The sequence below is a fragment of the Isoptericola jiangsuensis genome (assembly GCF_048320105.1).
Classification (GTDB): domain Bacteria; phylum Actinomycetota; class Actinomycetes; order Actinomycetales; family Cellulomonadaceae; genus Isoptericola; species Isoptericola jiangsuensis_A.
This window is the reverse complement of record NZ_CP182942.1, coordinates 2,394,996-2,420,647: the sequence shown is the minus strand read 5'-3', so window position 1 is coordinate 2,420,647 and position 25,652 is coordinate 2,394,996. Positions and strand designations below refer to the sequence as shown.

General features: G+C 72.0%; 20 protein-coding genes. 9 read left to right on the top strand and 11 right to left on the bottom strand.

The genetic code is table 11. From position 1 onward, the window contains the following. Nucleotides 1–346 precede the first annotated feature (346 nt). Complete coding sequence (locus ACNHYB_RS11275; protein WP_418278032.1) at nt 347–1,366, top strand: ParB/RepB/Spo0J family partition protein; 1,020 nt, start codon at nt 347–349, stop codon at nt 1,364–1,366. 624 nt (nt 1,367–1,990) lie between these two features. On the opposite strand, the gene trxA is transcribed toward ACNHYB_RS11275, so the two are convergent. From trxA to ACNHYB_RS11245, 6 genes are all read right to left on the bottom strand, one after another. Continuing rightward, nucleotides 1,991–2,317: a thioredoxin gene (gene trxA, locus ACNHYB_RS11270; RefSeq protein ID WP_418275440.1), complete on the bottom strand. Its 327-nt coding sequence runs from the start codon at nt 2,315–2,317 to the stop codon at nt 1,991–1,993. 32 nt (nt 2,318–2,349) lie between these two features. Further along, on the bottom strand, nt 2,350–3,366 hold the full coding sequence (gene trxB / locus ACNHYB_RS11265) for a thioredoxin-disulfide reductase (RefSeq protein WP_418275439.1): 1,017 nt from the start codon (nt 3,364–3,366) through the stop codon (nt 2,350–2,352). 109 nt (nt 3,367–3,475) lie between these two features. Continuing rightward, nucleotides 3,476–5,350: a hypothetical protein gene (locus ACNHYB_RS11260; RefSeq protein WP_418275438.1), complete on the bottom strand. Its 1,875-nt coding sequence runs from the start codon at nt 5,348–5,350 to the stop codon at nt 3,476–3,478. A gap of 97 nt (nt 5,351–5,447) precedes the next feature. Further along, entirely contained in the window at nt 5,448–7,172 is a 1,725-nt protein-coding gene (gene murJ, locus ACNHYB_RS11255; RefSeq protein WP_418275437.1) for a murein biosynthesis integral membrane protein MurJ, read from the bottom strand. Beyond that, entirely contained in the window at nt 7,169–9,271 is a 2,103-nt protein-coding gene (locus ACNHYB_RS11250) for a DUF6049 family protein (RefSeq protein ID WP_418275436.1), read from the bottom strand. The genes murJ and ACNHYB_RS11250 overlap by 4 nt, the downstream gene beginning before the upstream one ends. A gap of 8 nt (nt 9,272–9,279) precedes the next feature. Then, complete coding sequence (locus ACNHYB_RS11245) at nt 9,280–9,891, bottom strand: NUDIX hydrolase (RefSeq protein WP_418275435.1); 612 nt, start codon at nt 9,889–9,891, stop codon at nt 9,280–9,282. A gap of 122 nt (nt 9,892–10,013) precedes the next feature. Here ACNHYB_RS11245 and ACNHYB_RS11240 point away from each other — a divergent pair, with 122 nt between their 5' ends. After that, nucleotides 10,014–11,486 carry a CCA tRNA nucleotidyltransferase gene (locus tag ACNHYB_RS11240; protein WP_418275434.1) on the top strand — a complete coding sequence of 491 codons (1,473 nt, stop codon included), beginning with the start codon at nt 10,014–10,016 and terminating at the stop codon, nt 11,484–11,486. Between the two features lie 66 nt (nt 11,487–11,552). Continuing rightward, the gene (locus tag ACNHYB_RS11235) at nt 11,553–12,812 is read left to right on the top strand and encodes an MFS transporter (protein ID WP_418275433.1); all 1,260 of its coding nucleotides are present in this window, start codon (nt 11,553–11,555) and stop codon (nt 12,810–12,812) included. A 72-nt stretch (nt 12,813–12,884) separates the two neighbouring features. Here the strand turns inward: ACNHYB_RS11235 and ACNHYB_RS11230 are convergent, their stop codons facing one another. The 4 genes from ACNHYB_RS11230 to ACNHYB_RS11215 all read right to left on the bottom strand — a co-directional run bounded on the left by ACNHYB_RS11230 (nt 12,885) and on the right by ACNHYB_RS11215 (nt 17,885). Continuing rightward, complete coding sequence (locus ACNHYB_RS11230) at nt 12,885–14,381, bottom strand: MDR family MFS transporter (RefSeq protein WP_418275432.1); 1,497 nt, start codon at nt 14,379–14,381, stop codon at nt 12,885–12,887. Nucleotides 14,382–14,517: 136 nt separating this feature from the next. Beyond that, entirely contained in the window at nt 14,518–15,861 is a 1,344-nt protein-coding gene (locus tag ACNHYB_RS11225; RefSeq protein WP_418275431.1) for an MFS transporter, read from the bottom strand. A gap of 267 nt (nt 15,862–16,128) precedes the next feature. Continuing rightward, the gene (locus tag ACNHYB_RS11220) at nt 16,129–17,220 is read right to left on the bottom strand and encodes an inositol-3-phosphate synthase (protein WP_418275430.1); all 1,092 of its coding nucleotides are present in this window, start codon (nt 17,218–17,220) and stop codon (nt 16,129–16,131) included. Continuing rightward, nucleotides 17,217–17,885, bottom strand: a complete 669-nt coding sequence (locus ACNHYB_RS11215; protein ID WP_418275429.1) for a PadR family transcriptional regulator — start codon at nt 17,883–17,885, stop codon at nt 17,217–17,219. The genes ACNHYB_RS11220 and ACNHYB_RS11215 overlap by 4 nt, the downstream gene beginning before the upstream one ends. 375 nt (nt 17,886–18,260) lie before the next feature. On the opposite strand from ACNHYB_RS11215, the gene ACNHYB_RS11210 reads away from it, so the two are divergent. The 6 genes from ACNHYB_RS11210 to ACNHYB_RS11185 all read left to right on the top strand — a co-directional run bounded on the left by ACNHYB_RS11210 (nt 18,261) and on the right by ACNHYB_RS11185 (nt 23,897). Further along, nucleotides 18,261–20,792: a transglycosylase domain-containing protein gene (locus tag ACNHYB_RS11210; protein ID WP_418275428.1), complete on the top strand. Its 2,532-nt coding sequence runs from the start codon at nt 18,261–18,263 to the stop codon at nt 20,790–20,792. 232 nt (nt 20,793–21,024) lie between these two features. Beyond that, on the top strand, nt 21,025–21,315 hold the full coding sequence (gene rpsF / locus ACNHYB_RS11205; protein WP_418275427.1) for a 30S ribosomal protein S6: 291 nt from the start codon (nt 21,025–21,027) through the stop codon (nt 21,313–21,315). A gap of 118 nt (nt 21,316–21,433) precedes the next feature. Beyond that, complete coding sequence (locus tag ACNHYB_RS11200) at nt 21,434–21,973, top strand: single-stranded DNA-binding protein (RefSeq protein WP_418275426.1); 540 nt, start codon at nt 21,434–21,436, stop codon at nt 21,971–21,973. 67 nt (nt 21,974–22,040) lie between these two features. Continuing rightward, nucleotides 22,041–22,277, top strand: a complete 237-nt coding sequence (gene rpsR / locus ACNHYB_RS11195; protein ID WP_418275425.1) for a 30S ribosomal protein S18 — start codon at nt 22,041–22,043, stop codon at nt 22,275–22,277. Nucleotides 22,278–22,294: 17 nt separating this feature from the next. Further along, complete coding sequence (gene rplI, locus ACNHYB_RS11190; RefSeq protein ID WP_418275424.1) at nt 22,295–22,744, top strand: 50S ribosomal protein L9; 450 nt, start codon at nt 22,295–22,297, stop codon at nt 22,742–22,744. Nucleotides 22,745–22,937: 193 nt separating this feature from the next. Continuing rightward, a complete protein-coding gene (locus ACNHYB_RS11185) occupies nt 22,938–23,897 on the top strand; it encodes a hypothetical protein (protein ID WP_418275423.1) in 960 nt (319 codons plus the stop codon). A 153-nt stretch (nt 23,898–24,050) separates the two neighbouring features. Here the strand turns inward: ACNHYB_RS11185 and ACNHYB_RS11180 are convergent, their stop codons facing one another. Then, nucleotides 24,051–25,364 (bottom strand): MATE family efflux transporter, encoded by a 1,314-nt coding sequence (locus ACNHYB_RS11180; protein WP_418275422.1) that lies wholly within the window; start codon nt 25,362–25,364, stop codon nt 24,051–24,053. Between the last annotated feature and the right edge of the window lie 288 nt (nt 25,365–25,652).

Here is a 25,652-nt window from a genome sequence, read left to right as displayed (position 1 = left end):
TGATCCCGCAAGGCCCACCACAGGAGAAGCCCGTCGACGTCTTCTTCTCCGGAGGAGACACGAGGGAGGCAGGCGCTGTCCTGACAGCACCCGTGGACGACGGCGGCGTCGATCTGGCTGTCGACGCTGACCCTGCGGAGTCGGCGAGCAGCGCAGCCAAGGCGGATCGTCGGACCGCCTCCTGGGACTCAGCCATCGCCGGGGGACGTCTGGCGATCAACACGGGGGTGCTCGTCCCACGGGGGAGGAGCAGGAATCACCGGCGACGGTGGATGCCCTGTCCGAGCTCGCCGGCCTGGCTTCGCGACTCGAGGCCGAGGCGGACCAGGTGGACACGATCGCGGAGCTGGGCGTCATCGAGGTGGTCACGGTCGACGAGAGCGAAGCCGCCTCCGGGCTGGGGACGAACGTCGGTGTCGAACCGTCGACGGCCCCAGGCCTCTCTCGTTCGACAGGTGATCGCGCCGCGGCGGAGGGTCTCACGTCGGGGGAGCCGTCAGACGTGCAGGACCGTGTCGGCGCCGATGGTCTGGTACCCGTACCGGGAGCTCACTTTGCTGAGATCCCGGTGGATGCGATCAGGCCGAACGCACGGCAGCCGCGCACCGTCTTCGACGAGTCGGACCTGGACGAGCTGGTTGACTCGATCTCTGAGATCGGCATCCTCCAGCCGATCATCGTTCGGCCCGGCGGGGGAGCGGGCGACTACGAGCTCATCATGGGTGAGCGGCGGTGGCGCGCCGCGCAGCAGGCGGGGCTGGCCACCATCCCGGCGATCGTGCGCGAGACCGAGGACTCGCAGATGCTGCGGGACGCGCTGCTCGAGAACCTCCACCGTGCGGCCTTGAACCCGCTCGAGGAGGCCGCCGCCTATCGCCAGCTGCTCGACGACTTCGGATGCACCCATGAGGAGCTGGCGACACGGATCGCCAGGTCACGGCCCCAGATCTCGAACACCCTCCGTCTCCTCAAGCTCCCACCCCTGGTGCAACGACGAGTCGCCGCTGGTGTCCTTTCCGCAGGTCACGCGCGGGCGCTGCTCGGACTGACGGACGGTGCGGAGATCGAGCGACTTGCCCAGAGGATCGTCTCCGAGGGTCTGTCGGTGCGCGCCACGGAAGAGATCGTCGTGATCCTGGCCGAGGGTGCTCCGGAGACCAAGCAGCGACGCGCACCCCGAGCCGGTCAGCGTAGCGAGGCGATGGACGAGCTCGCCTCCCGCCTCTCGGACCGCTTCGAGACCAGGGTCAAGGTCAACCTCGGCAAGACGAAGGGCCGGATGACGGTGGAGTTTGCGTCCGTCGACGACCTGAACCGCATCCTGGGAGTCCTCGCCCCGGAGGACCCGGGCCTGCTCAAGCCCTGACTCCTGGACGGACTGACCGACGGTCCCGAGGCCCCGCCGTGTTTCACGTGAAACACGGCGGGGCCTTCTCGTTGGAGAGGCGTCGATGGAGGACCGGCACAGCGCGAGGCAGTGAGCGATGTTTCACGTGGAACATGGGTGCCCGCCCTTCGTCAGCGGGGCGGCTGCGGCGACAGTGATGACAGGAGCGGGCTGTGGGGAGCGGAGCGGGAGAGCAGGCCTGCACGGCAGGTCGTCGGGGCGGAGGCTCGCCAGCATCGCGGCGCGTCGGTCCTGAGCTGACATGTCCGACTGAACGGACCTCGGTGGAGCCGGTCGGTACGTTCTCCCGCGGGCACCACTTCAGCGGTCACGGGGGAGCCGGGCACGGGTGACGAGGGAGCGGATACCCGGAGCCGGGCATGGGTGACGAGGGAGTGGAGACCCGGAGACCGAGGGACCGGGGCGGGTGACGGGGGCGGGAGCGGGGGCGGGAATCGCCGGGAGTGTGCCGGTGCCGGCGTCGGACCGGGTGGTACGCGTCGCGCCGGGGTGACGACGACGGCCCTGACGAGATGTTCCCCGAACGACGGAAGGCCGCAGCCCTGTGGGCTGCGGCCTTCCGTGAGGACGGGGAGCGGGAGATCAGGACGTGAGCACGCCGTCGATCTCCTCGACCAGTGCACGCTTGGGACGTGCGCCGATGATGGACTTCACGACCTCGCCGCCCGAGTAGACGTTGAGGGTCGGGATGGAGGTGATGCCGTAGGCCATCGTGGTCGCCTGGTTGGCGTCGGTGTCGAGCTTGACGATCTTCACCTTGCCCTCGTACTCGTCAGCCAGCTCTTCGAGGATCGGTGCGACCATGCGGCACGGACCGCACCAGGTCGCCCAGAAGTCGACCAGGACGGGGACGTCGGACTCGAGGACCTCGGTCTTGAACGTGTCGTCGGTGACGGCGATGGTGGGCATGTTCAGCTCCTTCGATGTGCTGGGGGTGGGTCTCAGTCGGCGAGCTCGTCGAGTGCTACCGGCAGATCCTCGGGATCGGTCTCGTCCATGTCGGCGAGGTCCGCGAGGTAGGACTGGGCGTCGAGTGCGGCGGCGCAGCCGGATCCGGCGGCGGTGATGGCCTGGCGGTAGGTGTGGTCGACGAGGTCGCCGCAGGCGAAGACGCCGTCGAGGTTGGTGCGGGTGGTGCGGCCCTGGACCAGGACGTAGCCGTCGTCGTCGAGGTCGATCTGCCCGGCGAGGAGCTCGCTGCGGGGGTCGTGACCGATCGCGACGAACAGGCCGGTGGCGTCCAGGGTGGACTCGGTGGCCGTGGTGGTGTCGCGCAGGCGCACGCCGGTGACCTTGTCCTGGCCGTCGATGCCGATGATCTCGCTGTTCCACGCGAAGGAGATCTTGGGGTCGTGGTGGGCGCGGTCGGCCATGATCTTGGAGGCGCGCAGGGCGTCGCGGCGGTGCACCACGGTCACCTTCGAGGCGAACCGGGTCAGGAAGGTCGCCTCCTCCATCGCGGAGTCGCCCCCGCCGACCACGACCACGTGCTGGTCGCGGAAGAAGAACCCGTCGCACGTGGCGCACCAGGACACCCCGCGCCCGGACAGGCGCTTCTCGTCGTCGATGCCGAGCTCGCGGTAGGCCGACCCGGTCGCCAGGACCACGGCCCGCGCCCGGAACGTCTCCCCACCACCGGTGACGATCGTCTTGACCTCACCGCGCAGGTCCAGCGACTCCGCGTCGTCCCACAGCACGCGCGCACCGAACTTCTCGGCCTGCTCACGCAGGGAGTCCATGAGGTCCGGGCCCTGCACCCCGGTGGGGAACCCGGGGAAGTTCTCCACCTCGGTGGTGTTCATCAACGCCCCGCCCGCGGTCACCGACCCCGCGATCACCACGGGCGACAGACCCGCCCGCGCCGCGTAGATCGCCGCCGTGTACCCGGCAGGCCCAGAACCCACGACGACGATGTCGTGCGTCGTCGGGGTCGTGGTCGAGGTCGACTGGTCGGTCACTGTGTCTCCAGGAGTCGGTGGCGTGCGGGTCGGGCGTTCCGGGGCGGAAGGTCCCGTGGGGCGCCGACACGAGGTGCCAACACCCCGGGAGGTCTGAGTGTTCCAGGCGTCAGGAGAGGGTGATCTCGTTGATCTCGACCCGGAACTGGTCGTTGCCGACGGGCGGCAGCTCGGTGATCCACAGGACGAACTCGTCGAGGATCACCGGCTCGTCGAGCTCGATGACCGTCTCGTCGCTGAACGACCCCGAGGCCAGCACGTCTCCGCCGTTGGGGGCGTCGGCCGTCGTGCTCCGCAGCTCCCAGGCTCCACCGTCGCTGTTGGTGTCGAGGGTGACCTCGGAGACGGGGGCCGACTCGCGGAGCTCGACCGCGAAGCCGAGCCCCTCCTTGAGCCCACCGAACACGGGGTTGTTGTTGTAGGTGTAGGTGAACCAGAACGTCGACGGGTCGGAGTCGTAGGCCAGCTCGACCTTGTCGGGCTTGTCGCCCTCACCGCTCAGCACGGCCTCGCGGCCGGACTCGATGATCGGACGCACGTCCGGCTGCTCCTCCTCGGCCTCCTGCGAGGCGCCGTCCCCGCTCGGCTCTCCCGACGCGGAGTCCTCGGGGGCGGCGCTCTGGGTGGTGCCGGCCGTCACCGGGGCGTCGTCGAAGGGCTTGAGGGCTTGGGCGACCGCCCACACGGCGGCGAGCACCACGCCCACCAGGATGATCCCCAGCACGATCGGTGTGGGGTTCACGCCCCGGCGGCGGGGTGCGGCCGTGGACGAGAAGGAGCCGGTCGTCGGGCTGCCCGACCCGGGCCCGCCCGGGGCCGGCGGCGGGGTCCCCTGGGCGGGCTGGCCGAAGGACTGCTGCGGGGCGGGGGGCGGCACCGGCCCCTGGGCGACCGGAGCCTGACCGTAGACCTGGGTCTGCTGGTTCGGGGAGTACCCCGACGCGGGCTGTGCGTAGCCGGGAGCACCGGCGGGGTGTCCGTACCCTCCGGCGGCGGACTGGCCGTAGGCGGCACCGCCGGCAGCTCCCACGGCGCCCGCACGAGCGATGCGTCCCGTGCTCGGGCGACGCACGGGCGGCGCCGGCGGCGGCGTGCCGGGGCGGCTCTCGACGGTTGACGCCGACCCGGCACCGAGCACGGAGGAACGGACCGGACGTTCCGGTGCGGGCTGCACGAACTGGGGCAGGGCGGCCATCACGGACACCTGCCCCCACGGCTCGATGGCGGCCACGACGTCGGCCGGCGCCGTCGGGACGTCGTCACCGGGGCCGAACGTGCGGCGGACCAGGGCGTCGACCTGCTCGTCGACGTGCGGCACGAGGTCGGAGACCGGCACCACGCCGTCCGATCCCGCCTGTGCGGGCAGGGGCCGTACGGCGTCGGGAGCGATCCACGGGGCCTCGAGGTTCTCGGCCGGCCATCGCGCCGTCAGGGCGTAGTACCCCAGCGCGACGAGGCCGCGGGCGTCCGTCGCTCCGGCGTCCACCTGGGCGGCCTCGATGCCGGCCAGGCCGGCGTCGACGCCGAGACCCGTGACGACGACGCGGTGCCCGTCGACGCGGACGGCTTCCGGACGGAGGGCCAGGTGGTGGACGCCGCGCTGGCGTGCCGCCTCCAGGGCGGACGCGGCCTCGCCCATGAGTGCCCGGGCCTGCTGGGCGTCCACGAGCCCGCGCGAGACGATCTGGGTCAGCGACTCCCCGGTGTACGGCTCCGTGATGACGTAGGACCGTTCCCCGTCGCCGAGGTCGGCCGTGCCGACGTCGAGCACGCGGCACAGCCGGGGGTCGGCGACCAGCGCGGCACGGCGCGCCGCGTCCAGGGCGGACGCCGCGTGCTGGCCGGTGACGAACGTGACGCGGACGGCACGGTCGAGGATCTGGTCCTGGGCCTGCCAGGCCTCGGCCTCGGCGAGGTCGGTCGGGGCGGGCTGGGTCAGCCGGTAGCGGTCGACCATGACGGTCCCAGCCTGGACGTTGCTCACCTGGACGCCTCCGTAGGGGTGTGGTGGGGGATGGTGTGGCGGCAGGGGTCGCCGACACTCCGTTCCATCCGACCATGGTAGAGGGCAGGGTCGGTCATCAGGACCTCCGGCGGACGCGGCGCACGATCGGGGCGAGCGCGTCGTCGACCTCGCGCACGCGCAGGAGCTTGAGCATCCCGAGATAGGTGAGGCCCATGGCGATCCCTGCCGTCGCCGTGACGAGCACGGCCCACGGCCAGGACGAGGACGCCGAGGCGTCCAGGAGGTGCACGAGGAGCCAACCGACCCCGGCGGCGAGGAGCGCGGACGCCGCCGCCCGGCCGTACATCCCGAGGATGCGCGGTCCGTCCATGCCCTGGAGCTTGCGGCTCATCCCGCGCACGCGCAGCAGCAGGGAGATCCACGTCGACAGGGCGAAGGCGCCGCCGGCGGCGATGGCCCACGACTGCGCCGGCAGCACCGAGACGGCCGCCCACAGGGCGACGACCATGGACACCGTCGCGATGACCTGGATGACGAAGACGCTGCGGCCGTCCTCGAACGCGAAGTACATGCGGCGCACCAGGACGGTGGCGCCGAGCGCGATGCACCCGACCGCCATGGCCTGCAGCACGGGGGCGATGGCCTCCACCGCGACCTCTGACGCGGTCGGGACCAGCGTCTTGACCAGCGGGTGGGCGAGGACGACGAGGGCGGTGGCGGAGAACACGGAGAAGATCCCCGCGGAACGCAGCCCGAGCGACATGTCCCGGCGGACGGCGGGCAGGTCTCCGGACGTCACGGCGGCGCTCATCCGGGGGAAGAGCACGGTGACGATCGAGACCACCACGAGCGAGTGGGGCAGCAGGTAGATCGTCATGGCGTTGGTGTACGCGGCGTTTCCGGCGACGGCCTCGCCGGCCTCCACGCCTGCCTGGCCCGCGGCACCGAGGACGTTGGTGAGGTAGAGGACGCCGAGCTGCTCCAGCGCGACTGCGCCGATCGTCCAGCCGACGACCTTGCCGGCGGAGCGCAGGCCGATGCCGCGCAGCCCGAGCCGGAATCCCCAGCGGAACCCGGCGCGGCGCAGCGGCCACACCAGCAGCAGGGACTGGGCGGCGATGCCGAGCGTGGCCGTCCCGGCGAGCAGCGTCGACTGCGCCGTCGTCCACTCGGAGAGGTCCGTGATGCCGTTCGCGGGAGCCGAGCCGAACACCACGAGGAAGATGCCGAACCCGATGAGCGAGACCACGTTGTTCGCCACCGGTGCCCACCCGTAGGCCGCGAAGCGTCCGTGCGCGCTCAGCACCTGGCCGAGGAGGGTGTACAGGCCGTAGAAGAACACCTGCGGCAGGCACCAGTAGGCGAACACGGTGGCGAGCTCACGGGCCTCGGGCGTCCAGGCGCCGCTCAGCGTGAACAGGTGGACGACGACGGGGGCGCAGGCGACCAGGACGATCGTGCCGGACAGCAGCCCGAGACCGGTGATCGTCAGCAGCTTGTCGAGGCGTTCCCGGGCGTTGGTCGCCTGCATCGACTTGAGGATCTGCGGGACCAGCACGGACTGCAGCACGCCCGCCGAGATCAGGGCGAACAGGATGTTCGGCAGCTTGTTCCCGATGTCGAACGCGTCGGCGACGGTGCCGGTGGCGCCCACGCAGGCGACCAGCAGCATGGTGCGGACCAGGCCGGAGGCCCGCGACGCCGTCGTGCCGAGCGACATCGCCAGCGACCCGCGTCCCAGGCTGGACCGGCGCGCCCCGGAGGTGGCCGGCTGGGGCGGCGGGCCGGCGTCGTCGGGGGAGGGCCCGGCGGCGTTCGGCGCGGGCGGGTCGACGGTCATGGTGCGGGTTCCTCCGGGTCGTCAGGGCTCGGTGCGTCGTGCTGCGCGCCGGTGGGCACGGCGGCGTCGGCCACCTGCTCCCCGGTGGTGCGGCGGTCGGAGCGTCCACGGCGCACGGTGCGCCAGATGCCGACGACGAACAGCAGACCCACACCCGCGGCGATGACGGCCGTGCCGACCGTCTCCCAGCCGGCGCGCACCTTGACGGTGAAGTCGGCGGGCGCGGCGACCACGACGCCGCTCGGTGCGGTGACCTCGATCCCGAGCGTGACGTCGCCCGAGCCGATGGCCCGCACCCGGACCTCCGCGTCCCGCGACTCGCCGGCCGGGACCACGAGGGTCGGTGCCGTCTCGACGACGAGGCGGGGGTCGTCGGGGGACAGGGAGACGGTGACCGTCGCGTCGGCGGGCAGGTCGTTGCGGATGCGTACCGGCAGGTTGCCGGAGTCGCTGATCAGGGTGACGTCGGCGCGGTCCACGACGGAGATGCCGGTGCGCACCTGGTTCGCCTGCTCGGTCGCGAGGCCGATAGCGGCGTCGCGGGCCTCCGGCGCGGAGCGGTATGCGACCGACAGGGGGACGGTCAGGGCGCGGTCCACCTCTCCGGTGAGGTCGCTCGGGTCGGTCGCCACGGTGGCGAACGACGCCAGGTCGTCGCGCGTGGAGGTGAGACGGCGCACGGCGCCGGGACCGAGCTCGTCGTCGTCCTGCGCGAGGTCCACGGCGGTGACGGAGCCCGTGCCGGGGTCGGTGGCCAGGGTGGACAGGGGGGTGAGGTCGACCCAGCTCTGCGCGGCGACGCCGGACATCACGGCCTCGAAGGTGTCGACGTCGGGCGACCATCCGCGGGGCAGGGCGGCGAGGAGCCCGGCGGACGCCCCGTCCTCCTCGGCCTGCGCCGCGAGCACCGCGGTGTCCGCGAGGACCTCCTGCAGGGTGGCTGCTGCGGTGCCCGCGGTCCGGGTGGAGGTCACGGCGGCGGAGAGGGTCGGGTCGGCGAGGACGACGGGGACGTCGCCCTCGTCCGTGGCGACCAGGCCCGTCGTCGTCGCGGCGTCGTCCGGCCGCAGCCCGTCGGTCGCGACGACGGGCTGCAGCCCGGCGCCGGCCGCCGTCGTCAGCGTCGGCAGGTCGGTGGTCCCGGCGGGCCACGCCACCTGTGTCGACCAGGCCGACGGGACCTCCCAGTCGTCGAGGATCGCGGAACCGTCCGTCACCGCGGCCACGTCCCTGGGGCGGGTGTCCGCGTGGGCGAGCGCGGCGAGGTCGACGTCGTACGGGGGCAGGACGACGACGTCGGCGGCGCCGTCGCGCTCGAGCTCGGCGGCCCAGGTGCTCGCGGTGTCGTCGGTGCCGGTGGAGGCGGACGCGACGACGGCGGGGTCGACGGCCAGGGAGAGCGCCCGCGACCCGGTGGTGGCGGCGGTGAGGAGCCGCGCGTACTCGCCGTCCTCCGCGGTGCGCTGGGCGACGGTGTCGTCGTACGCCTCCGGGTCCGCGGGGTCGAGCGCCGGTCCGGTGAGGGGTGCGGCCACGGTGAGCGACACGGGCGTCGGGGCCGTCCGGCCGGCGTCGGAGGTCCCGCCGTCGGGGTCGTAGAGCATGAAGGTGTGCAGGACGGCGAGGGTGCCGGTGCCGTCGGCGATCGTCACGGACAGCCGCCGCGGACCCCAGGGTGCGTCGTCGCCGAGCTGGAGCGAGGCCACGTCGAGCTCGAACGTGACGTCCGCGGACTCGCCGGGGGGCAGGTCGTCGACGGGCAGGCCGAGCTGCCCGGAGGAGCGGCGGGAGGCGTCGGCGTCGGCCCAGGAGGCGACCGCTCCGCGGGTGGCGACCACCTGCCAGCCGACGCCGAGCTCCGCCTGCAGCCCGGTGCGTGCGGTGGTGCCGCTGTTCGTGACCCGGACGGTGACGTCCTGGGTGTCCTCGGGGCCGACGACGGTGGGTGCGATCCGCACGACGTCGGCCGTCACGTCGGGCTCCTCGGCCGCGCGGGCGGGAGCGGCGGGGGCGAGCGACGGCACGCCCGCGAGCACGAGGAGCGCGAACAGCAGGGCGAGGGCACGGGGCAGCGCCCCGGCGAGGCGGGTGACGGTCACGCGTGCGCTCACTCGACGAGGTCCGGCGTCCGGTTCAGCACCTGCAGGGCTGCGGCGGCGAGGCGTTGCTCGTTCGGGTAGGCGAGACGGTCGGGCAGCTCGTCGAGCGGCACCCATCGGGCGTCCTCCGCCTCGTGGTCCGGGTCGCCCTCGACCGTGAGCTCGCCGCCCTCGGCTCGGAGCAGGAAGTGGTGGACCACCTTGTGGACGCGACGATCCTCCCCGGAGAACCAGTAGTCGATGACGCCGAGCGTGGTGCGGACGGTGCCGATGATGCCCGTCTCCTCGTGGATCTCGCGCACGGCGGCCTCGGCCGGGGTCTCGCGCCCCTCCAGGTGACCCTTCGGCAGGCACATCTCCAGACGGCCGGCGCGGTTGCGGCGCAGGATGACGGCGGCCCGGGGACCGCCGAGGTGCGGTTCGACGACCAGGCCGCCCGCGGACGTCTCGTCGACGACGGGCAGGTGACCGGGGGTCGGGACGGGGGTGGTGCTCGCGGGGAGCGTGCCACCCTGCAGACGCGCGGGGTCGACCTTGAGGGGGTGCCCGCCGGGCGGTACGGGCACCGGCACGGACGGGCGCCCGTCGGGGGGCCCTGGTGCCGGTACCACGAAAGACATGGGGCCACCCTACCGAGTTCACCCGCCCCGCCCGACGTCCTCGGACGGCCACGTCCGGCGCACGAGGGCGGACCTCGGGACGCGTGCGCGTCCGGGCCGTCGATCTGGGAGGATGGGACGTCGTGTCGACCCCTGAGAACCCCGCCCCCGCCGTGCTGCTGCGCCGTGCGCTCGGCGTGCTCACCGAGATGGCCCCCGCCGCCCTCGAGCTCGGGGAGATCTTCTCCGCGCAGGGCCACGAGCTCGCGCTCGTCGGGGGACCCGTCCGGGACGCGTTCCTCGGCCGGGCCAGCAACGACCTCGACTTCACGACGTCGGCCGACCCGGACACCACGCAGCGCCTCCTGGCGCGCTGGGGGGACGCGCACTGGGACATCGGCAAGGAGTTCGGCACGATCGGTGCGCGCCGGTACGGCCGGGGCGGGGCCGACGACGTCGTCGTCGAGGTCACGACGTACCGCTCGGACGCGTACGACCCGACGTCGCGCAAGCCCGTGGTCGCGTTCGGGGACACGCTCGACGGCGACCTGTCGCGACGCGACTTCACCGTCAACGCGATGGCGGTGCGCCTGCCGGACCTGACCTTCGTCGACCCGTTCGGCGGCCTCACCGACCTCGCGGCGGGCGTGCTGCGCACCCCGATCGCCCCGGAGCGGTCGTTCGACGACGACCCGTTGCGGATGCTGCGTGCGGCGCGGTTCGCCGCCCAGCTCGGGTTCACCGTGGAGACGGCCACCCGCGAGGCGATCGTGCAGATGTCCGGACGCCTCGACATCGTCTCCGCCGAGCGGGTCCAGGCGGAGCTGTCGAAGCTGCTGTGCTCGCCCTCGCCCCGGGCCGGGCTGGAGGTCCTGGTGGACACCGGCATGGCCGACGAGGTGCTGCCCGAGCTGCCCGCCCTGCGCCTGGAGATCGACGAGCACCACCGCCACAAGGACGTCTACGAGCACTCCCTCATCGTGCTCGACCAGGCGATCGCGCAGGAGACGGGCGCCGACGGCGCGGTCCCGGCCCCCGACCTGGTGCTGCGGCTCGCCTCGCTGCTGCACGACATCGGCAAGCCGGCGACACGGCGGTTCGAGTCCGGCGGCGGGGTCAGCTTCCACCATCACGAGGTGGTCGGGGCGAAGCTCGTCGCGAAGCGGCTGCGGGCCCTGAAGTACGAGAAGCAGGTCGTCAAGGACGTCGCGCGGCTGGTCGAGCTGCACCTGCGGTTCCACGGGTACGGCGACGGGGCCTGGACGGACTCCGCCGTGCGCCGCTACGTGACGGACGCCGGCCCTCTGCTGGAGCGGCTGCACCGCCTGACCCGGGCGGACTGCACCACCCGCAACCGGCGCAAGGCGAAGCGGCTGGCCGACGCCTACACGGACCTGGAGGAGCGGATCGCAGCCCTGCGCGAGCAGGAGGAGATCGACGCGATCCGCCCGGACCTCGACGGCACGCAGATCATGGCGATCCTGGGGATCGGGCCGGGTCGCGACGTCGGCGCCGCCTACCGGCACCTGCTCGCGCTGCGGATGGAGCACGGCCCGCTCGGCGAGGAGCGCGCCACCGCGGAGCTGCGCACCTGGTGGGGGTCTCGCCAGGGCTGACCTCCAGGCCCTAGGGTGTCGCCAGGTTGCCGCGGGCACGCGGCCGTGGCGAGCGGAGGCCCGGGCATGGGGACGGATCGCAGCGGGGCCGACGTCGCTGAGCGGGACCGCAGGGCCCGGGCGGGCGCCGGTGCGTTCTACTTCGTCCAGGGTCTGTGCTTCGCCGGCCTGCTCGCCCAGGTGCCCACGCTGCAGCGGGCCCTGAGCATCACCGACACCGAGCTGACGTTCGTGCTGCTGCTGGTGCCGGTCGTGGCGGGCGTGGGCAGCCTCCTCGCCGGTGCCGTGTCACCCCGCACGGGCAGCGCCGTCGTGCTGCGCCTCGCCGGCCCGCTGGTGGGGGTGGCGATCCTGGGCACGGGACTGGCGCCGTCGACCCTCGTGCTCTACCCGGTGGTCGCCGGCGTCGGCCTGCTGCTCGGACTCGTCGACGCGACGATGAACATGCAGGGCGTGGCGGTGGAGCGCCGGTACGGACGCAGCCTGCTCAACGGGTTCCACGGTGCGTGGAGCGTGGGCGGGATCCTCGGGTCGCTCGCGGCGGTGCTCGCGCACGCCCTGGACTGGGGGCTCGTGGCGGGCCTGGGCCTCGTCGCCGGCGTCGCGGTGGTGGTCGACCTCTGCGCCGGGCCGCTGCTGCTGGGACGGGCCGCGGAGTCGACCCCCGGTGCGGTGGGGGCGGAGGGGGTCGACGGGGCGGGATCGCCGGTCGCCCCCGGAGGGGCCCACGTGCCGTGGCGCCCCCTGCTGCTGGTGGGCACCGCCGTCGCCATCGTCTACCTGGCGGACTCCGCCGTCTCCAGCTGGTCGACCAAGTACATCGCCGACGTCCTGCACAGCGCCGACGCCGTCGCCCCGCTGGGTCTGGCCGCCTACCTGGCCTGCCAGCTCGTGGGTCGCCTCGCCGCCGACGCGCAGGTGAACAGGTTCGGCGCGGTGCGTCCCGTCGTGGTCGGCGGCCTGGTGGGCGCCACCGGTCTCGCCCTGGCGGCCGCCGCACCCGCGCCGTGGGTGGCGATCCTCGGGTTCGGCGCCACCGGGCTCGGACTCAGCGTGGTGGTGCCGCTGTCGTTCTCCGTGGCCGGGGCGCTCGACCGGACCGGCGTCGCCGTGGCTCGCGTGAACCTGTTCAACTACGTGGGGTTCGTGCTGGGTGCCGCCGTGATCGGCGGGGTCGCGGAGCTGGCGGACCTGCGCTGGGCGTTCGCCGTGCCCGCCGTGCTGGCGCTCGGCGTGGTCGCGATCGCCCCGGCCTTCCGGTCCGTCGGCCAGGGCGACCGCGAGGCAGCACCCGACTCGCGAGACAGCACCCCGACCGCGAGGTAGCACCTCGACCTGAGAGCAGTGCGGTCGCGAGGCGGTGCGGTCGCGAGGCGGTGCGGCCGGGCAGGCGCGGGCTCAGTGGGCGGGTGCGCCCTGCGGTGCGTCGGCCTTGCGCAGCCGGAACGCGAGCGCGACCGCCCCGACCATCACCGCGGCACCCACCAGGAACGCGAGCTGCGCCCCACCGGCCGTGGCCACGGCCTCGGACGCGCCGTCGTCGGACAGAGCGACCGAACGGATCGTCAGGAGCGCGACGAACAACGCGGTGCCGGCCGCGCCCGAGAGCTGCTGCACCGTGCTGAGAGCCGCCGAGCCGTGCGAGTACAGGGACGGCTTGAGCCCGCCGAGCGCCGAGGTGAACGCCGGCGTGAAGATGCAGGCCAGCCCCAGGCTGAGCACCAGGTGGCCCGCGAGGACCCACCACAGCGCCGACCCCGGCCCCAGCGTCGAGAACATCAGCATCGCGACGCCGACGGCGGCCGCCCCGGGCAGGACCAGGGGCCGCGGACCCACACGGTCGTACAGGCGCCCCACCACCGGACCGAGCACACCCATCAGCAGCCCACCGGGCAGCATGACCAGGCCCGCCGTCAACGAGTCGAGCCCCATCGCGTCCTGCAGCACCAGCGGCAGGCCGATGATCATGCCGAACATGGCGATCATGGCGACCGCGAGGACCGCCAGGCCCGGGGTGAAGCCCGGCGCGAGGAACACCCGCAGGTCCAGCAGGGCCGAGTCGGTGCGCTGCAGCACGAGCTGACGCCACACGAACAGGCCGAGCGCCACCGCACCCACGACGAGCGGGACCGCCGGGTTCACGGGCATCTCGTGCTGGGCGGACTCACCGAGCGACGACAACCCGTAGACCAGGCCGCCGAACGCGGCGACGGACAGCAGCAGGGAGAGGGGGTCCAGCCTGGTGCGGGCGCGCGTCGAGACGTCACGGACCAGGAGCGCGCCGATCAGCAGGGCGACCAGGGAGATGGGCAGCACCACCCAGAAGACCGCCCGCCAGCCCAGCGACGTCACCACCGCACCCGAGAGGGCCGGGCCGAGCGCCGGCGCGACGGCGATCACCAGGGACACGTTGCCCATGACGCGCCCGCGGTGGTGCGGCGGGACGAGCGTCATCACCGTCGTCATCAGCAGCGGCATCATGATCGCCGTGCCGGTGGCCTGCACGACGCGGGCCGTCACCAGCAGCCCGAACGCCGGCGCCAGCGGGGCGAGCAGCGTGCCCGCGCTGAACAGCGACATCGCCAGGATGAACGCGCCGCGCGTGCCGAGACGCTGCAGCAGCCAGCCCGTCGTCGGGATGACGATCGCCATCGTCAGCAGGAACGCCGTGGTCAGCCACTGGCCGACCGCCGCCGTGATCTCCAGGTCGTCCATGATCGACGGCAGCGCGATGCCCATGGTGGTCTCGTTGAGGATCACCACGAAGCCCGAGACCAGCAGCAGCGCGATGACGCTGAAGTGCTCCCGGGAGAGCTTGCCGTCGTCAGCGGCAGGCGGGGCCACGGGCCCCGGGGGCGCGCCGTCCGGTGCGTCCGTCGTCGTGCGTGCAGTCATGACCCCTCCGGTACTCATGTGGACGTCTGAGCCGCGGGCGACGCTGCGCACGGAAGACCTGTGAACTGAAGTGCTCTGTCAGGGTGCGGTATTCCCGCTGTCCTGGTCGACCGAATACCCGGCCGGGAATCATCGGTCAGGCGGCGCTCTCGGCCGGCGGCGCGTGCGGGCCGACGACGGGGGCCGGGGTGCGGGCCCCACGGAACCACAGCAGCGCCGCGACCGCGACGTACGCACCCGCCAGGAGGACGAACAGCCCGCGCGACCAGCCGTCGTCGGGCACCGCGAACGCCGCCAGGACGGCCGCGCCGACGAACGCCGCGTTGTAGAGCACGTCGTAGAACGCGAACGCGCGACCCCGGTAGGTGTCCACGGTGTCGCGCTGGACGATGGTGTCGACGGCGATCTTCGCGCTCTGGGCCGCCAGTCCGAGCAGGCCCGCACCGACGAGGACGACGGCGCGTGCCGGCGTCGTCGCCAGCAGCAGCTGGGACGCGGCCGCCAGCAGCAGCATGATCACGATCCAGGCCTGCGGACCCGTGCGTCGTGAGAAGAGGGGAGTGATGACGACGGCGCCGGCGCCGCCCACCCCCGTCATCGCGATGACCAGGGCGAAGTTCGCCAGACCCGCGCTCGTGTCGCCCGCCGGTGCGAGCAGGTTGCGCGAGATGAGGATCGCCGCGATGAACACCACCCCGTACAGGAAGCGGTGCGCCGCCATGACGAGGAGACCCTGGCCGGGCGTGCGCCGCGCCACCAGGTAGCGGGCGCCGTCGACCAGGCCGTGCGCGACGGCGGACAGCTCCGCCCGCAGCGGGCCCCGGGCGGGGTGCTCCGGGCCGAGCTGGTCCCGCCCGAGACGCAGGGACAGCAGCGCGGCGACGCCGAAAACGACGGACGCGCACACCAGCGCGGCGGCGTCGTGCAACCGACCCGGCGCGACGCCGAGGCCCAGCACGAACCCGATACCGCCGCCGAGGAACACCGCCCCCGCACCGAGCGTCGGGGTCAAGGAGTTGGCCGTCAGGAGCAGCGGGCCGTCGACGACGCGAGGAAGGCCCGCGCTGAGAGCCGCGAGCAGGAACCGGTTGACGCTCAGAGCCACCAGCCCGAGGAGCACCACCCAGACGTCACCGGCACCGCCCAGGCCGATCGAGAGCATCACGGCCGCCATCGCCGCCGTGACCAGGAGCCGCACGGCGTTGCCCACCGCGAGGACCTGGCGGCGGCTCCACCGGTCGAGGAACACGCCCGCGAACGGGCCGACCAGGGTGAACGGCGCCAGCATGACCGCGAACGCCCCCGCCACCCCCGCAGCCGTGCCGGCCCGCTCCGGGGAGAAGAACAGGAGGGAGGCGAGACCCACCTGGAACATGCCGTCGCCCGCCTGGGAGACCAGACGGACCGCGAACAGCCGACGGAACCCGGGCAGGCGGAGCAGGTCACGCAGGTCGTGCGCGGTCTCTCGCAGGGCGCCCACGACCCAACCTTCCCCTCTTCGGTCTCCCGACGGTCGAGTGCTGGCGGGAGAAGGCCCGCGAGGTAGCACGGATGCCGTGCTACCTCGCGAGACCGCTGCGGACCATCGCTGGATCTGGATGGTCGCGATAGTCCTGCGCTCGCAGGCTCGCTGCGGACCATCGCTGGATCTGGATGGTCGCGATCGTCCTGCGCTCGCAGGCTCGCTGCGGACCATCGCTGGATCTGGACGGTCGCGATCGTCCTGCGCTCGCAGGCTCGCTGTGGACTATCGCTCGTTGTCACCGCGGATGAAGGACTCCAGCTGGACGCGTCCCTCGGTGTCCTCCATCTGGACCGGCGGGGACTTCATGAAGTACGTCGACGCCGACAGGATCGGGCCGCCGATGCCGCGGTCCTTCGCGATCTTCGCCGCACGGATCGCGTCGATGATGATGCCCGCCGAGTTGGGGGAGTCCCACACCTCGAGCTTGTACTCCAGGTTCAGGGGCACCTCGCCGAACGCGCGGCCCTCGAGACGCACGTACGCCCACTTGCGGTCGTCGAGCCACGCCACGTAGTCCGACGGGCCGATGTGGACGTTGCGGTCCTCCTTCTTGCCGCCGAGCTGGCCGGTCAGGTTGGAGGTGACGGCCTGCGTCTTGGAGACCTTCTTGGACTCGAGCCGGTCGCGCTGCAGCATGTTCTTGAAGTCCATGTTGCCGCCGACGTTCAGCTGGTACGTGCGGTCCAGCGCGACACCGCGGTCCTCGAAGAGCTTCGCGAGCACGCGGTGCGTGATCGTCGCGCCGACCTGCGACTTGATGTCGTCGCCGACGATCGGCACCCCGGCGTCCTCGAACTTCTTCGCCCAGACCGGGTCGGAGGCGATGAAGACGGGCAGGGCGTTGACGAAGGCGACACCGGCGTCGATCGCGCACTGCGCGTAGAACTTGTCGGCCTCCTCCGAACCCACGGGGAGGTAGCAGACCAGGACGTCGACCTGGGCGTCCTTCAGCACCTGGACGACGTCGACCGGGTCGCCCTCGGCCTCGTCGATCGTGGCCTGGTAGTAGTCGCCGAGCCCGTCGAGCGTCGGACCGCGCTGGACGGTCACGCCCGTCGGCGGGACGTCGGCGATCTTGATCGTGTTGTTCTCCGAGGCGTTGATCGCGTCGGAGAGGTCGAAGCCGACCTTCTTCGCGTCGACGTCGAACGCCGCCACGAACTCGAGGTCGCTCACGTGGTAGTCGCCGAACTGCACGTGCATGAGGCCCGGGACGGTGCTGGCCGGATCGGCGTCGCGGTAGTACTGCACACCCTGAACCAGGGACGATGCGCAGTTTCCGACACCGACGATGGCAACGCGGACGGAGGTCATCCTCGCTCCTTGTTTCTCTGGGCCGGGGCGTCGTGCGCCCCGGCGTTTCGGTCGCGGTCGCGGCCGCTCGCGCGGTCGCGCTCGGTGGTGATGAGCCCGTCGAGCCAGCGCACCTCGCGCTCGACCTGCTCCAGCCCGTGCCGCTGCAGCTCGAGCGTGTACTCGTCGAGCCGCACGCGGGTCCGGGCTGCGGACTCCCGGACAGCCTCCAGGCGCTCGGTCAGCCGGGTGCGCCGGCCCTCGAGGATGCGGAGGCGGGTCTCGGCGTCCGTCTGCGCGAAGAGCGCGAACCGGACGTCGAAGCTCTCGTCCTCCCAGGCCGCGGGCCCGGCAGAAGCGAGAGTGGTCTGAAGGTGTTCCTTGCCGTCCGCGGTGAGACGGTAGACGATACGCCCCCGTCGCCCGGCCAACGGCTTGGCGCCCGACGGCGTCCGTCCGGCCACGCTCGAGGCGCCGGCGCGGGCGACGGGAAGGTCGGGTTCGACCGTCTCGATCAGGCCGCGCGTGACCAGGGACTTCAGGGCAGGGTAGAGGCTTCCGTACGAGAACGCGCGGAACGAGCCCAGCAGCAGGTTGAGTCGTTTGCGCAGCTCGTAGCCGTGCAGCGGGGACGAGCTGAGCAGGCCGAGGACGGCGGTCTCGAGCACGTTCGAACGACTGCGCACCGGGCCCCCCTCCTGGTCCTGCCCCCGCGCCGACCTCACGGTCCGCGCAGTGGTCTGGCGTCCCGGAACTCGACGAAAACTCGACGGATCCGACTCGTTGTATCGAGTCGATACATCGTGAGGATAGGACGAGTCTACGGCGACGAGCAACGGGACAGGTGTGTCCGCAGACACCCCGGGAAGCTCTGCCGAGATGTGAAGACCACGTGGACCAAGCGGCAGAGGACTGCGGACGACCGGTTCGAAACCGCGTCAGGACGTGGCCGACCTGGACAGGTCGCCAGGTCGATCCCCTAGTGTCTGGGGTGGTTCGCCGTGTCCGCTCACGGACGGAACGGTCGAAGGTACTGAGTCGAAAGGCAGGGCGTGGCGAGCATGCGCAGACGTCGCTTCTGGAACTATCCGCGCCGGGGCAAGGGCCTCGTGCAGCGGTGGCTGCCGTCGTGGCGCGTCGTCGTCGGTTCGATGCTGGCCTGCCTCGCGCTCGGTGCCGGCGTGTTCTTCGCCGCCTGGACCTCGACCGAGATCCCCGACAACCTGGACGAGGTCCGCAACCAGGCGAGCACCGTGTACTACGCCAACGGCAAGGAGGTCGGCAGCTTCACGAAGGCGCAGCGCGAGATCGTCGACTACGCCACCCTGCCCAGCTACGTGGGTGACGCCGTCGTCGCCTCGGAGAACGCGTCCTTCTGGGACGACCCGGGCGTCGACTTCCTCGCCCTCGGGCGCGCGGCCTACAACAACTTCACCAACCCGGGTGCCCGGCAGGGTGGCTCGACGCTCACGCAGCAGTATGTCGAGCGGTACTACCTGGGCCAGACGACGGACCTCGTGGGCAAGGCCAAGGAAGCGATCATCGCGCTGAAGATCGGCCAGAGCCAGCCCAAGGAGCTGGTGCTGGAGCGGTACCTCAACACCATCTACTGGGGTCGGGGAGCCAGCGGCATCCAGGCCGCGGCGCAGGCCTACTTCGGCAAGGACGCCGCGGAGCTCACCTACTCCGAGGCGGCGCTGCTGTCCGGGATCATCCCCTCACCGGTCAACTGGGACCCCTCGGTCAACCTCGACCAGGCGACCCTGCGCTGGGAGCGCAGCCTGGACCGCATGGCCGAGCAGGGTTACATCACGGCCGACGAGGCGGAGACCGCCAAGGCCGACGGGCTGCCCGAGTTCGTGGAGAAGGAAGAGGGCAGCAACAGCCTCGGTGGCCAGAACGGCTACATCATGGCTGCCGTGCGCTCAGAGCTCGAGAAGAACGGCGTCAGCCCCGAGGACATCGAGTCCGGCGGCCTGCAGATCCACACCACGATCAAGCCGAAGCTGCAGCGCGAGGCGGCGAAGATCGTCAAGAACATGCCCGATGACGCCAACGAGAAGATCCGTCCGTCGATCGTGTCCATCGACCCTGAGAACGGTGCGATCGTCACGCTCTACGGCGGTCAGGACTACGTCGAGCAGAACAAGAACACGGCCTGGCAGGACGTCGTGCAGGGCGGCTCGACATTCAAGCCCTTCACGCTCATCGGCGCGCTGGAGGAGGGTCACCAGCTCAACGAGATGTTCGACGGGAACTCGCCCGGCCACCTCGATCCCGAGGACCCGTCCAAGGAGTGGCCGCAGAACTTCGGCGACCACTCCTACGGCACGGTCGACCTCGTCCAGGCGACGCAGGACTCGATCAACACCGCCTACGTGGAGCTCAACATCGAGGTCGGCCCCGAGAAGACGGCCGACGTCGCACACCGTCTCGGGATCCGGGAGGACGAGGACAACCCGATCGAGCCCTTCCCGTCGAACGTCCTCGGTGCGGCCGCCGTGTACCCCGTCGACCTCGCCTCGGCGTACGCGACCATCGCCAGCGGCGGCTACTACGTGAAGCCGCACGTCGTGGACCGCGTCGAGTACAGCAGCGGAGAGGTCTTCTACGAGCCGGACGTCACCGTCGACAAGCGGTTCGAGGCTGACGACATCAGCGCCACGACCTACGCGATGACCCAGGTCGTCGAGAAGGGGTCGGGCAGCGAGGCGCTCGAGCTCACCGGGCCCGACGGCACCCGCCGCCCGGTCGCCGGCAAGACCGGGACCACCCAGAACAACGTGGGTGCGTGGTTCGCCGGGTTCACGCCGCAGCTCGCCACCGTGGTCAACATCCGGCAGTACGCCGACGTCGACGTCGAGCAGGGCGTCCTCAAGGACGACGAACCGATCGAGCCTTTCGGCGAGTGGAAGGCCCAGGGCCGCACCATCACCGGCAGCACCTGGCCCGCCCAGGCGTGGACCGAGTTCATGCAGGTCGCGCTCGACGGCGAGGAGATCGCCGAGTTCCCCGAGTACACCCCGCCGCGCCCGACCTTCTCCCCGTCGCCCTCCCCGAGCGAGTCGTCCCCCGAGTGGGTCGAGATCCCCGGCAACATCGTCGGCATGGACGTCGCCCAGGCCACCGCCCAGCTCGAGCAGCTCGGCCTGAAGGTCCACGCCCAGGCGCAGAACGACGACTCGTCCAAGGGCACGGTCGTCAAGATCAGCAACAACGGCAGGGTGCCTGCCGACTCGTCCATCACGCTCTGGGTCTCGACCGGGGTGTCGGACGAGCCGCAAAGTGTCGTCGTGCCGGGAGTCGCCGGCCAGCAGCAGGGCAGCGCCGAGGCGCAGCTGCGCCGTGTCGGCCTGCAGGTCAGCGTGAGCGAGGACTACGACAACCGGACGCCGGCCGGGCAGGTGATCCGCACCGACCCCGGGGCCGGCGTCGAGGTCGACCGCGACACGACGGTCACCATCGTCGTCTCGCTCGGGCCCGAGCCGCAGGAGACCGAGGAGCCCGACCCGGAGCCGTCCCAGACGGAGACGTCCGGGCCCGGTGGCAGTGAAGGAGGCGGCGGTGACGGCGGAGGCGGCAACTCCGGCTGACCCCTGACCCCTGACCCATGACCGTCGCGCCGGTGGGTGACCGATACCACGCGACGACCGACTTCGTCCGGGGCGCCCGAGCGGGTATCCTGGTCGACTGGCTGTGCCGCCGTCGGCCCAGGTGCTCACCGAGCGCCGGGACGGCGAACCCGCGGTGCAGCCGACGCACGCAATAACCCTCCTGCCACGGATCGACCGTGGCCGCTGAGACCAGAGGAGGTGGGTTGAACACATGCGTCAGTACGAACTGATGGTGATCCTGGACCCGGAGGTCGAGGAGCGCACCGTAGCCCCGTCGCTCGAGAAGCTGCTGACGGTCATCAAGACCGACGGTGGTTCCGTGGACAACGTGGACATCTGGGGTCGTCGCCGGATGTCGTTCGACATCAACAAGCGTTCCGAGGGCATCTACGCCGTCGTCGACTTCACCTCGACGTCGGACACCGCGAAGGAGCTGGACCGCCAGCTCGGCCTGAACGAGGCCGTGCTGCGCACCAAGATCCTCCGCGCAGACGCTCGCTGAGAACCTGCTGAACCGGAACACTCCGCGTCCCGCCGCGACACCTGTCGGTGCCGCGTGATGGGATGCCACCTGGACATCGAGTAGAGCCGATTCTCGCGGACGAACGAAGGAGCTTGGCATGGCTGGAGAAACCGTCATCACGGTTGTCGGAAACCTGACTGCGGACCCGGAGCTGCGCTTCACCCCGTCGGGTGCAGCCGTCGCCAACTTCACGATCGCGTCCACCCCGCGCACGTTCGACCGACAGTCGAACGAGTGGAAGGACGGAGAGGCGCTGTTCCTGCGCTGCTCCATCTGGCGCGAGGCTGCGGAGAACGTCGCCGAGTCGCTGACGAAGGGCATGCGCGTCATCGCGCAGGGCCGTCTGACGCAGCGCTCGTACGAGACCCGCGAAGGCGAGAAGCGCACGGTCGTCGAGCTGCAGGTCGACGAGATCGGCCCCTCGCTGAGGTTCGCCTCGGCCAAGGTCACCCGCGCCCAGCGCAGCGGTGGCGGCGGTGGCGGTGGCTTCGGCGGCGGCAACGCCGGCGGGCCCGGCAACGGCGGTGGCCAGGGCGGCGGTTTCGGTTCTTCCGGCGGCGGTCAGCAGAACGACCCCTGGGCCACGGCTGGCCCGGCGTCGTCCGGCGGCGGGTTCTCGGACGAACCCCCGTTCTGATCGTCCCCCAACCCCACGTTCATCCATCCCTGCCCCGGCAGGGAGCACCTGAAAAGGAGCACCCACCATGGCAAAGCCTGTGGTGCGCAAGCCCAAGAAGAAGGCCAACCCCCTCAAGGCGGCCAAGATCGAGTCGGTGGACTACAAGGACACCGCTCTGCTGCGCAAGTTCATCTCCGACCGAGGCAAGATCCGCGCTCGTCGCGTGACCGGCGTCTCCGTGCAGGAGCAGCGCCAGATCGCCCGTGCCGTCAAGAACGCCCGCGAGATGGCCCTGCTGCCGTACTCGTCGTCGGCCCGCTGACCGGAAGGATCCAGATCATGGCAAAGCTGATCCTGACCCACGAGGTGACCGGCCTCGGTGAGCCCGGCGACGTCGTCGAGGTGAAGGACGGGTACGCCCGTAACTACCTCATCCCGCGTTCGCTGGCCACGCCGTGGACCAAGGGCGCCGAGTCGCAGGTCTCCGCGATCCGCAAGGCTCGCAAGGCCCGCGAGATCGCCTCCCGCGACGACGCCCAGGCTGCGGCCGAGTCGATCCAGTCGCGGACGTACACCGTCAACGCGCACGCGGGCGACTCCGGTCGTCTGTTCGGCGCCGTCACCTCGGCCGAGATCGCTGACGCGGTCGTTGCCGCCGGTGGCCCGTCGGTGGACAAGCGCAAGATCGAGATCCGCCAGCCGATCAAGTCGACCGGTGAGTACACCGTGTCGGTCCGTCTGCACCCTGAGGTGTCGGCGAAGATCGCGCTCGAGGTCGTCGCCGGCTGACGCCGGTTCGATCACGCAGGCCCCGGCCCCCGTTCGTGGGGGCCGGGGCTTTCGCGTTGCCCGGGTGCTTCGTTCGGCAGTTCGTGCTTCGTTCGGCAGTTCAAACTGCCGAACGACGCACGAACTGCCGAACGAACCTGCAGGCTGTGGATGGCGGCAGCGGGACCGGCCGCCCGCGAGGCAGGCTGCTGTCATGTCGGAGCCCGAGTTGCTCATCGCCCGGGAACAGGTGCGCGCCGGGCTGCGCGGCGCCGTGCGCCGCGGCGAGGTCGAACGCATCCGCCGCGGCGCCTACCGTCGGTCGCCCGACGACGGCCCGGACCGTGCCACCGGTAGGGACCGGTGGACGGCCCTGCGTGGCCTGCACGTGGATCGCGCTCGCGCCGTGGCGGCCCAGCTGAGCAGCAGCCACTGGTTCAGCCACGAGACGGCGGCCGTGCTCCACGGGCTCCCGGTGTGGCGGCTCCCGCACCAGGTGCACCTGGTCCAGCACTACCGGGCCTCTGCCCGTGCGGCGCCCGACCTGCGGCGCCACGCCCTGCCGGTCGAGCCCGGGCACGGCTGTGAGCGCAGTGGGCTCGCGGTGACCAGCCTGGCGCGCACCGTCGCCGACTGCGTCACCACCCTGCCCTCCCTGGACGGTCTCGTGGTGGCCGACGCCGGGCTGCGCGCGGGTGCGGATCCCGCGGAGGTGGCGAGGATCGTCGACGACCGCTACCGCGGACGCGCGCGTGGCCTGCTGGTCCTGGAGCTCGCCGACGCGGGGGCCGAGAGTGCCTGGGAGACCTGGGTCCGCTACGTCGCGCACTGGGCGGGTCTGCCGCGACCGCGGACCCAGGTCCCGGTGACGACCCGGCGCGGGCGGTACCGGATCGACGTCGGGTGGGAGGAGCACGGTGTGCTCGTGGAGTTCGACGGACTGGTCAAGTACCGCGACGGTGCGCTCGGGGACGCGCACGACGCCGACGAGGCCCGTATCGCGGAGAAGCTGCGGCAGGACGCGGTCGCCGAGGCGGTCGGCGTCGGCCTGCTCCGGGTCACCGCCCGCGACGCGAGGGATCCGCAGGCCGTCGCGGACCGGATGCTGGCGAGGTTCCCGGCGGAGATCCGCCGGCGGGCGTGTCGGAACCCGCTGCTGCCTCGGCCGCGTTGAGGCGGCCGGCCGCTGCGTGCCTCACTCGTTCGGCAGTTCGCGCTTCGTTCGGCAGCTTGAACTGCCGAACGAAGCGCGAACTGCCGAACGAAGGCCAGCGCTGACGGGTGCCGGGCTGACGGGTGCCGGGCTGACGGGTGCCGGGCCGACGGGTCAGGCCCCCGTCACCATCCAGCGCTCGCCGCGGGCCCGCAGCCCCGTCGTGACGGCACGGGCCAGCATGAAGACCCCCGCGAAGGCGGCCCACAGCCACGCCAGGCCCGCTGCGCCGTCGGGCGCCCACGCCCGCACCGCCAGCGCGACGGGGGCGTACACGACCAGGGTCAGCATCCCGGCCCACGCCAGGAACCGGCCGTCCCCGGCGCCGATGAGGACGCCGTCCAGCACGAACACCCAGCCCGCCATCGGCATGAACAGGGCGGTGACGCCCAGGGCGAGCGCGACGGCGACGCGCACGTCCGGGTCGGGGGAGAACAGCGGGGCGATCCACCAGCCGGCGGCCGCGAGGACGACGCCCATGACCGCGCCGGCACCGACGCCCCACTGGAGACAGCGGCGCAGCACGCCGCGCACGCGCTCCAGGTCGCCGGAGCCCAGGCCGTGGCCCACGAGCGCCTGGGCAGCGATCGCCAGCGCGTCGAGTGCGAACGCGGACAGTCCCCACAGGCTGTTGACGACCTGATGACCGGCGAGGGACACCGCCCCGAGGCCGGTCGCGACCCAGACGGTGAGCAGGATCGCCAGGCGCAGGGACGCGGTGCGCACGAAGAGGGGTGCTCCGGCGACGGCGTTGGCCCAGATGCCCGCCTGGTGCGGGCGCAGCGAGGCGCCGCGGCGGCGGGCACCGGTGACCACGACGGCGCCGAGCACCACCGCCATCGCGAGCTGCGCCGTCGTCGTCGCGAGGGCCGAGCCCGCGATGCCCATGCCGACGCCGTACACGAGCGTGACGGAGCCGACGGCGTTGGCGATGGCGCCCCCGGCGGCGACCCACAGGGGCGTGCGGGTGTCCTGCAGGCCGCGCAGCACACCGGTCGCGGCCAGGACCAGCAGCATGCCGGGCAGTCCTGGCGCGGACCACCGCAGGTAGGTGACGGCGTGGGCGGCGACGGCGCCTTCCGCGCCGAGGGCGCTCACGGCCTGCGGTGCGGCGAGGTACAGCGCGGCCGCGAGGACGACGCCGAGACCGAGGGCGAGCCACATGCCGTCGATGCCGGACTGGAGGGCCTCGCGCTCGGCCCCGGCACCGAGGCGGCGGGCGACGGCGGCCGTGGTCGCGTAGGCGAGGAAGACGCACAGCCCGACCAGGGTGACCAGCAGCGTCGAGGCGAGCGACAGCCCGGCGAGCTGGGCGGTGCCGAGGTGCCCGACGACGGCGCTGTCGACGAGCACGAACAGCGGCTCGGCGACCAGTGCGCCGAGTGCCGGCACCGCCAGCGCCAGGATCTCGCGGTCGAGCCGACGCACGTCACCCACCTTTCTTCGGTCCACACCCTGCGCACAACGTCTGCGCAGGTGGGACGGCACGTCTGCGTTGTACACAGGAGATATCCCCAGTTGTGCACAGAGTTGTCCACCGCCCGTGCACAGGGTGTCGGCAGTCTTCCACACGTGCATCCACAACCCTGTCCACAGGCTCGATTGCGCACCGGGGCACGCGCGCCTAGCGTCGTCCCGAGTGTCGGTGGGGCACGGTAGAACGAGTGCTTGACGGCAGATGAACTGCCTGGCCGGCGCACGGGTCCGGCGGGAGCC

Bases quoted from the DNA above. Each gene is read 5' to 3' on its own strand.
- rplI (WP_418275424.1), top strand. From the start codon at position 22,295: ATGGCAAAGCTGATCCTGACCCACGAGGTGACCGGCCTCGGTGAGCCC.
- ACNHYB_RS11185 (WP_418275423.1), top strand. From the start codon at position 22,938: ATGTCGGAGCCCGAGTTGCTCATCGCCCGGGAACAGGTGCGCGCCGGG.
- ACNHYB_RS11210 (WP_418275428.1), top strand. From the start codon at position 18,261: ATGCGCAGACGTCGCTTCTGGAACTATCCGCGCCGGGGCAAGGGCCTC.
- ACNHYB_RS11230 (WP_418275432.1), bottom strand. From the start codon at position 14,381: ATGACTGCACGCACGACGACGGACGCACCGGACGGCGCGCCCCCGGGG.
- rpsF (WP_418275427.1), top strand. From the start codon at position 21,025: ATGCGTCAGTACGAACTGATGGTGATCCTGGACCCGGAGGTCGAGGAG.
- ACNHYB_RS11200 (WP_418275426.1), top strand. From the start codon at position 21,434: ATGGCTGGAGAAACCGTCATCACGGTTGTCGGAAACCTGACTGCGGAC.
- rpsR (WP_418275425.1), top strand. From the start codon at position 22,041: ATGGCAAAGCCTGTGGTGCGCAAGCCCAAGAAGAAGGCCAACCCCCTC.
- ACNHYB_RS11245 (WP_418275435.1), bottom strand. From the start codon at position 9,891: ATGTCTTTCGTGGTACCGGCACCAGGGCCCCCCGACGGGCGCCCGTCC.
- trxA (WP_418275440.1), bottom strand. From the start codon at position 2,317: ATGCCCACCATCGCCGTCACCGACGACACGTTCAAGACCGAGGTCCTC.
- murJ (WP_418275437.1), bottom strand. From the start codon at position 7,172: ATGACCGTCGACCCGCCCGCGCCGAACGCCGCCGGGCCCTCCCCCGAC.
- ACNHYB_RS11235 (WP_418275433.1), top strand. From the start codon at position 11,553: ATGGGGACGGATCGCAGCGGGGCCGACGTCGCTGAGCGGGACCGCAGG.
- ACNHYB_RS11220 (WP_418275430.1), bottom strand. From the start codon at position 17,220: ATGACCTCCGTCCGCGTTGCCATCGTCGGTGTCGGAAACTGCGCATCG.